Consider the following 7,780-nt stretch of genomic DNA (forward strand, 5'->3'; position numbering starts at 1 on the left):
GGGGGCGCACCCATCTGGGGCCCCCCCCCCCCCCGCCCCCCCGGGCGGCGGGGGGGCCCGCCCGCAGGAGCTCGTACGCCCGCGACCGCAGCGCCAGCCGCTCCTCGACGTGCTCGTGCGGGACGGGGTGGTCGGCGAGCGCGTACGCCCGCTCCCGCACCTCGTCCAGCCGCGCGCGCAGGGCGTCGGCCGCGCCACGCTCGCCGGGCGTGGCGCCGAGCAGGTCCAGCGCGGCGTACGCGAGGCCGAAGACCGCCGGGGACGTGTTGGTGATGCGGTCCACGTCGACGCGGGCGAACTCCTCGCGCGGGGTGCGCAGTACGACCGACTCCTCCGGTACCCACAGGCCGTCCAGCGTCAGCGACACCGTCCGCGCGGCCGTCAGCGCCACCAGCCGCATCGGCGGCGACGCCCGCAGCCCCGGCTGTTCGCGGGCGTCGGTGAAGACGAACACCACCTCGTCGGCCTCCGTCACGCCCGCGAGCAGCATCAGGTCGTTCAGGCCCCAGCCCGTGTACCAGGGCACGGTGCCGTCGAAGCGCACACCGCCCCGCTCGGCGGTGGCCCGCACCGGCACCCGGGGATGGGCCCGGACGTGCGCGTAGGCGATGCCCGCGAGCAGTTCGCCGGTGGCGAGCGGACGCAACAGGCGTTCGCGGACGGCGAGTCCGGGCGCCGCCTTCGCCAGCAGCCGTACCGGCGTGTGGTGCTGGGTCTGCACGAACCACGTGGAGCAGCACGCCCCGGCCAGGATCTCGGCGACCTCCCTGGCGACCCGGTCGGGGGCACCGGCCCCGCCGGACTCCACGGGCGCGCTCACCCCGAGCAGCCCGGAGCGCCGGACCGCCTCGATATGACTCCTGGGCACGACGTCCTGGTCGACGCACTGGGCGGACGGGGCGAGCAGGTCGTCGGCGAGCCGGTGCGCCTCGGTGACGAGCGGGTGGGTCGTGGTGGCCATACGGCGATTCTCCCGACCGGGTCCGGACGGTGACGAGCGGGCACGGTACGGCGAGTCCGCGCCAGGCCGGAATCCGGCCGAGTCCGACTGGTCTACACCCTTGACTGGTACATACCAACGCGGTTGAGTGTGCGTCACACCCCCCACTACGGCCGCCCCCGACGCCGTGACCGGCAGGACCGGCACGTGCGCGCAAGGCATCGCTCCGGCCTGCCTTGTGCGGGAGCGGCCGTGCCCGTCGAAGGAGGCAGTCCTGTGTCGAGGCGCCGTATCTCCGCCCTGGTGACCGTGCTCGCCCTCGCGGGCGCCGTGCCCGCGCTCCTGCCCGCCACCGAGGCGTCCGCCGCCGCGTGTTCGAGCTACCCGGCCTGGACGGCGGGCAAGAACTACAACGCCGGCGACGTCGTCCGCTACACCGACGGCAAGGCGTACATCGCCGAGCACGCCAACCCGGGCTACGACCCGCTGATCAGCACCTGGTACTGGGAGCCGTACGCCTGCAGCGGCGGCCCGGGTACGCCGGTCGGCAACTTCGTGGTGAGCGAGGCCCAGTTCAACCAGATGTTCCCGGGTCGGAACTCCTTCTACACCTACAGCGGCCTCACCGCCGCGCTCAGCGCCTACCCCGGCTTCGCCAACACCGGCGGCGACGCCACCAAGAAGCAGGAGGCCGCGGCCTTCCTCGCCAACGTCAGCCATGAGACCGGCGGACTCGTGCACGTCGTCGAGCAGAACACCGCCAACTACCCGCACTACTGCGACTGGAGCCAACCCTACGGCTGTCCGGCCGGCCAGGCGGCCTACTACGGGCGCGGGCCGATCCAGCTCAGCTGGAACTTCAACTACAAGGCCGCGGGCGACGCGCTCGGCATCAACCTGCTGGGCAACCCCTGGCTGGTGCAGAACGACTCGGCCGTCGCCTGGAAGACCGCCCTGTGGTACTGGAACACCCAGTCCGGACCGGGCACCATGACCCCGCACAACGCCATGGTCAACGGCGCCGGCTTCGGCCAGACGATCCGCTCCATCAACGGCTCCCTGGAGTGCGACGGGAAGAACCCGGCGCAGGTCCAGAGCCGCGTCACCAAGTACCAGCAGTTCAGCCAGATCCTCGGCGTCTCCCCGGGTGGCAACCTGTACTGCTGACCCGCGCAGGTGTGCGAAACTCCGCCGATGGCCTCGGAAACGATTACCGCGGAGTCGGCCGGCACCTGGCACCTCGGCGACCTGCCCGTCCGTCGCATCGGCCTGGGCGCGATGCGGCTGACGGGCAGCGCCGCCTTCCATCTCGGCACGCCGAGCGATCGGGAACAGTCACTCGCCGTGCTGCGCCGAGCCGTCGAACTCGGCGTCAACCACATCGACACGGCCGCCTTCTACTTCTCCTCGCTGCGCTCCGCCAACGAACTGATCAACAGCGCGCTGGCGCCCTACGCCGACGACCTGGTGATCGCCACCAAGGTCGGCCCGTACCGCGACTGGTCGGGGGAGTGGGGCACCTCGGCCCGTCCCGAGGACCTGCGTGCCCATGTCGAGGAGAACCTCCGCCAGCTCGGCCGCGACCACCTCGACGTCGTCTACCTGCGCCGCATGCGGCAGGATTCGGTCGCCGAGCACTTCGGGGTACTCGCCGAACTGCGTGAGGCGGGCCTGATCCGCCACCTCGGCCTCTCCGGCGTCGAGCCCCGGCACCTCGACGAGGCCCGGGCCATCGCGCCCGTGGTCTGTGTGCAGAACCGGTACGGCCTCGGCTTCCACGACCCCGCCACCGACGACCTCCTCGTCCGGTGCCGCGAGCGGGGCATCGCCTTCGTGCCGTTCTTCGCCATCGCCGGCGAGGCCGGACCGCGAGGCGCCGGCTCGGCCCACGACGAGGACGTCCGCGCGGTCGCCCGGGCGCACGGGGCGAGCCCCGCACAGGTGAGGATCGCCTGGACCCTGCACCAGGGGCCGCACGTCCTCGCCATCCCCGGCACCGGGAACCCCGGCCACCTCGCCGAGAACGTCGCCGCGGGCGCGCTGCGCCTCAGCGACGGGGAACTGGCACGGCTCGACGGCGCCCGGACCGGCTGACCTCCGTCACGCGGTCCAGGCGCCGTCCCGCATGATGTGCCGCTGCCTCAACTCGCGCTCTTCGTGCCACGCCTGCACCGCGAGCGGGCGTACCCGGAACCAGGCGTACGACGTGCTGTCCTCGCGCGGGTCCCAGCCGGTCTTCGCGAGGAACGCCCCGGCTGCCGCGGCCGGTGCCTCCCGCAGGCCGAACGTCTCCACCTCCCCGTCGATCAGCACGACGTCCCGGGTGTGCCCGAACGCCAGCCGGACCCGGCCGCCGTTTCGCAGGTTTCGGCCGGTCGGGTTGGTGAGGCGCGTGCACAGCCAGACCGACTCCTCGTGCCACACGAACCACAGCGGGACCATGCAGGGCAGGCCTCCGGCGTCGGCGGTCGCCACCCAGATGTCCAGCTCCTCGTCCAGACGGGCCAGTACGTCCTGCTTGCGCCGCCCGGGTTCGCGCGGTGGTCCGGTGATCTTCATGGCCGTGACGGTAGTGGACGGGTCGCGCGCGCACCTCGGGCGGGAGTCCGCCCGCACCTCGGGCGGGAGGCGTAGGACCGGAGACTGGCGTCGCGGAGGGTTTTACGTATAACCTCTCCGGTCAACCGCCTGTCCCGAGAGGTCCCGATGACACGTATCGCCCTGGTCGCCCTCGTCGTCGACGACTACGACGAGGCGATCCGCTTCTACACCGAGGCCCTCGGCTTCCGCCTGGCCGAGGACGCGCCCCGGCCCGACGGCTCCCGCTGGGTGGTCGTCGAACCCGGCACCCCCGGGCAGGGCACCGCGCTGCTGCTGGCCCGCGCCAAGGGCGAGGCCCAGCGATCCCGGATCGGCGACCAGACCGGCGGGCGGGTCGGCTTCTTCCTGCACACCGACGACTTCGCCCGCGACCACGCCCGCATGACCGCCGCCGGCGTGACCTTCCTGGAGGAGCCCCGGCACGAGCCCTACGGCTCGGTCGCCGTCTTCCAGGACCTCTACGGCAACCGCTGGGACCTGCTCCAGCCCGCCGCCGCCTGAACTGTCCCGATCTTCCGCTCAGACCCCGCCGAGGAACCACCGCACATGTCATCTACGCGCATAGACGCCGAAACCCTCCGCCGCCTCCCCAAGGCCGTGCTGCACGACCACCTCGACGGCGGCCTGCGCCCCGCGACCGTCGTGGAGCTGGCGGAGTCGGTCGGCCACACCCTGCCCACCACCGACCCCGACGAGCTGGCCGGCTGGTACTACGAGGCCGCCAACTCCGGTGACCTGGTGCGCTACATCGCCACCTTCGAGCACACCCTCGCCGTGATGCAGAACCGCGAGGGCCTCCTGCGCACCGCCGAGGAGTACGTCCTCGACCTCGCCGCCGACGGCGTCGTCTACGGCGAGGTCCGCTACGCCCCCGAGCTGATGACCGGCGGCGGTCTGACCCTCGCCGAGGTCGTCGAGACCGTCCAGGAGGGCCTGGCCGCCGGCATGGCCAAGGCCGCCGTGGCCGGCACCCCGGTCCGGGTCGGCACCCTGCTGTGCGGCATGCGGATGTTCGACCGCACCCGCGCCACCGCCGACCTCGCGGTCGCCTTCCGGGACGCCGGTGTCGTCGGCTTCGACATCGCCGGCGCCGAGGACGGCTTCCCGCCCGCCGACCACCTCGACGCCTTCGAGCACCTGCGCCGCGAGAACGTGCCCTTCACCATCCATGCCGGGGAGGCGCACGGGCTGCCCAGCATCCACCAGGCCCTCCAGGTGTGCGGCGCCCAGCGCATCGGCCACGGCGTGCGCATCACCGACGACATCCCCGACCTCGCCTCCGGCAAGCTGGGCCGACTCGCGGGCTGGGTCCGCGACCGCCGGATCGCCCTGGAGATGTGCCCGACCTCCAACCTCCAGACCGGCGCGGCCACCTCGATCGCCGAGCACCCCATCACCTCGCTGAAGGACCTCGGCTTCCGCGTCACCCTCAACACCGACAACCGCCTCGTCTCGGGCACGACGATGACCCGCGAGATGTCGCTGCTCGTCGAGCAGGCCGGCTGGACGGTCGAGGACCTGCGCACGGTGACGGTGAACGCCCTCAAGAGCGCCTTCGTCCCGTTCGACGAGCGCGAGGCCCTGATCGAGGACGTCGTCCTGCCGGGCTACGCGGCGGCGCTCTGAACGAGCCCGCGCACATAGGCGGCCTGTCCGACGTGCTGGAGATCGTCGGACAGGACGCTGACCAGCCGCGCGCCGAGTGTGACCGGCGGATCCCAGTTGTCGTCCACGATCCGCTCCAGGTCCTTCGCGGCCAGGGAGCGCAGCGCCCCGAGCGTCCGCTCGTGCACGGCGTCGTAGTAGCCGGTCAGCAGGGCGGCCGAGTCGACCCGCACCTTCGCGACCTTCGCGGAGCTGTGGCCGTACCCGGTGTCGTGGCGGGGCAGGCCCAGGCCGAAGCGTTTCTCCCACGCGTCGGCCAACCACACCTGGTCGAGCCCGAAGGCGTCCGCGATGTGGTCGTCCTGGACGCGGGTGAGGTGCCAGACCAGCCAGGCGACGGAGTTGGCGTCGTCGGCGGGGCGGGCGTTCAGGCCGTCGGCGTCGAGCCCCGCGACGGCGGCGTGGACCTCTTCCCGGATACGGCCGTAGCCCTCGATGAGGATGTCCTTCGCATGCATGCGTCCACCATCGCGCAGTCCGCCCTCACCCGCTCCCCGTTTCCAGCAGCCCCATCAGCGCCCGGGCCGCCGGGCTGGTGGCCTGGACGGGCGGCAGCAGCGCGATGGTCTCGTACTCCGAGGCGCCCGAGTCCTTCAACGGCAGTGAGGTGAGCGCCGCCCGCTTGTGCCGGAAGTGCCGCGGCGCGACCGCGATGCCGAGGTTCTCGTCGATCAGGTCGAGCAGCCCGTGCACGTCGTTCACCTCCAGCGGCACGGTCCGCCGTACGCCGGCCGCGGCGAAGACGGCGTCGGTGACGCGGCGCGGACCCCAGTCCGGGTGGAAGTCGACGAAGACCTCGTCGGCGAGATCGTGCGGGCTGAGCACCGCGCCGTCCGCCGCGAGCCGGTGGTCGGGGTGGCACAGCACCGTCATCGGCTCGCCCGACAGCGGGACCGAGCGCAGCTGTTCGGTGTCGGCCTGCGTGCGGTAGGCGAAGGCCAGGTCGAGCCGGCCGGCCGCCACCTCCTCGGCCAGCTCGCCGGAGCCCGCCTGCCGCAGCCGGATCTCCACGTCCGGGTGGAGCCGCCGGAACGCGGCCAGCAGCCCCGCCACCGGCACCCCGGCGATGCACTGCTCGGCGCCCAGCGAGAGCGTGCCGCGCAGCACCCCCTGCACGGCGGCCACCGCCTCGTGCGCCGACCGCACCTGGGCGAGGATCCGCTCCGCCTCGCCCAGCAGCGCCCGCCCGGCCTCCGTCAGCGTCACCCGGCGGGTGGTGCGCACGAACAGTGGCGCCCGCAGTTCCCGCTCCAGCGCCCGGATGGACGCCGACAGACCCGACTGGGACACCAGCAGCCGTTCCGCCGCACGGGTGAAGTGCTGGTCCTCGGCGACCGCCACGAAATGCTGAAGATGACGCAGTTCCATGATTGAGAAGCGTAACCGCGCAATCCCATCGGATTCTTCTGTTGGACCACTGCACGCAGGTCACGCCAGAGTGGGGGACGGTTCCAGCCGGATCCGCCACTACCCGTACCCGGGTGCCCAACCCCTCTGGAGTCGCGTTGTACACCGCACACCCCGACCGCTACGCGGACATGCCCTACCGGCGCACCGGACGCAGCGGCCTGAAGCTCCCCGCGCTCTCGCTCGGCCTGTGGCACAACTTCGGCCCGGACCGCCCCGCCGAGACCCAGCGCGCCATCCTGCGCCGCGCCTTCGACCTCGGCGTCACCCACTTCGACCTCGCCAACAACTACGGCCCGCCGCCCGGCTCCGCCGAGTCCGCCCTGGGCGAGGCGCTGAAGGCCGACTTCGGGTCGTACCGCGACGAGCTGGTCATCTCCACCAAGGCCGGCTACCTGATGTGGCCCGGTCCGTACGGTGAATGGGGCTCGCGGAAGTACGTCCTGTCCTCCCTCGACCAGAGCCTGACCCGCATGGGTCTGGACTACGTCGACATCTTCTACTCCCACCGCCCCGACCCGGAGACTCCCCTGGAGGAGACGATGGGCGCCCTGCACACGGCGGTGCAGCAGGGCAAGGCGCTCTACGTGGGCGTCTCGAACTACTCCGCGGAGCAGACCCGCGAGGCCGCCCGCATCCTCGGCGAGCTGGGCACCCCGCTGCTGATCCACCAGCCGCGCTACTCCATGCTCGACCGCCGCCCCGAGACCGGCGGCGTGCTGGACGCCCTCGACGAGCTGAAGGCCGGCTCCATCGCCTACTCCCCGCTGGAGCAGGGCCTGCTCACCGGCCGCTACCTCGACGGCATCCCGGAGGACTCGCGCGCCGCGAGCGACAGCCCGTTCCTCAAGTCCGAGGCGGTCACCGAGGAACTGGTCGGCCGGCTGCGCGCCCTGGACGAGATCGCGAAGTCCCGCGGCCAGTCGCTGGCCCAGATGGCGCTCGCGTGGGTGCTGCGCGGTGGCCGCGTGACCTCGGCGCTGGTCGGCGCGAGCAGCCCGCAGCAGCTGGAGGACAGCGTCTCGGCCACCAGGAACCTCGACTTCGGCTCCGACGAACTGGCCCGGATCGACAAGATCGTCAACAAGTAGGGGCACGACCACCACACACCCGAGTCCCGGGGGGCGGGGGCCCCCGCCCGGGGTCGGGTGGGTGCGCCCGCGCCCC

The 7,780-nt window shown here is 72.5% G+C and carries 8 protein-coding genes and 1 pseudogene; 5 read left to right on the plus strand and 4 right to left on the minus strand.

Features of this window, described 5'->3' with window-relative positions:
• Positions 1-42: 42 nt before the first annotated feature.
• A pseudogene (locus ACFWR9_RS21055) lies at positions 43-961 on the minus strand (acyl-CoA dehydrogenase family protein); the annotation flags it as partial.
• 255 nt (positions 962-1,216) lie between these two features.
• Between ACFWR9_RS21055 and ACFWR9_RS21060 the strand changes: the two are divergent.
• Complete coding sequence (locus ACFWR9_RS21060) at positions 1,217-2,107, plus strand: glycoside hydrolase family 19 protein (protein ID WP_383844312.1); 891 nt, start codon at positions 1,217-1,219, stop codon at positions 2,105-2,107.
• Between the two features lie 27 nt (positions 2,108-2,134).
• Positions 2,135-3,034 carry an aldo/keto reductase gene (locus ACFWR9_RS21065; RefSeq protein WP_383844315.1) on the plus strand — a complete coding sequence of 300 codons (900 nt, stop codon included), beginning with the start codon at positions 2,135-2,137 and terminating at the stop codon, positions 3,032-3,034.
• A gap of 6 nt (positions 3,035-3,040) precedes the next feature.
• Here the strand turns inward: ACFWR9_RS21065 and ACFWR9_RS21070 are convergent, their stop codons facing one another.
• Positions 3,041-3,499 (minus strand): pyridoxamine 5'-phosphate oxidase family protein, encoded by a 459-nt coding sequence (locus tag ACFWR9_RS21070; RefSeq protein WP_383844318.1) that lies wholly within the window; start codon positions 3,497-3,499, stop codon positions 3,041-3,043.
• A 147-nt stretch (positions 3,500-3,646) separates the two neighbouring features.
• On the opposite strand from ACFWR9_RS21070, the gene ACFWR9_RS21075 reads away from it, so the two are divergent.
• Positions 3,647-4,042: a VOC family protein gene (locus ACFWR9_RS21075; RefSeq protein ID WP_383844321.1), complete on the plus strand. Its 396-nt coding sequence runs from the start codon at positions 3,647-3,649 to the stop codon at positions 4,040-4,042.
• Positions 4,043-4,087: 45 nt separating this feature from the next.
• Positions 4,088-5,167, plus strand: coding sequence for an adenosine deaminase (locus tag ACFWR9_RS21080; RefSeq protein ID WP_383844324.1), 1,080 nt, complete (start codon positions 4,088-4,090; stop codon positions 5,165-5,167).
• Here ACFWR9_RS21080 and ACFWR9_RS21085 read toward each other — a convergent pair.
• Positions 5,149-5,664 carry a DinB family protein gene (locus ACFWR9_RS21085; protein ID WP_383844326.1) on the minus strand — a complete coding sequence of 172 codons (516 nt, stop codon included), beginning with the start codon at positions 5,662-5,664 and terminating at the stop codon, positions 5,149-5,151. The two genes, ACFWR9_RS21080 and ACFWR9_RS21085, sit on opposite strands and share 19 nt — an antisense overlap.
• A 25-nt stretch (positions 5,665-5,689) precedes the next feature.
• Positions 5,690-6,574 carry a LysR family transcriptional regulator gene (locus ACFWR9_RS21090; protein ID WP_383844329.1) on the minus strand — a complete coding sequence of 295 codons (885 nt, stop codon included), beginning with the start codon at positions 6,572-6,574 and terminating at the stop codon, positions 5,690-5,692.
• A gap of 137 nt (positions 6,575-6,711) precedes the next feature.
• Between ACFWR9_RS21090 and mgrA the strand changes: the two genes are divergently transcribed.
• A complete protein-coding gene (gene mgrA, locus ACFWR9_RS21095) occupies positions 6,712-7,704 on the plus strand; it encodes an L-glyceraldehyde 3-phosphate reductase (protein ID WP_383844332.1) in 993 nt (330 codons plus the stop codon).
• Positions 7,705-7,780 lie beyond the last annotated feature (76 nt).

Source organism: Streptomyces sp. NPDC058534 (assembly GCF_042717365.1).
Taxonomy (GTDB): domain Bacteria; phylum Actinomycetota; class Actinomycetes; order Streptomycetales; family Streptomycetaceae; genus Streptomyces.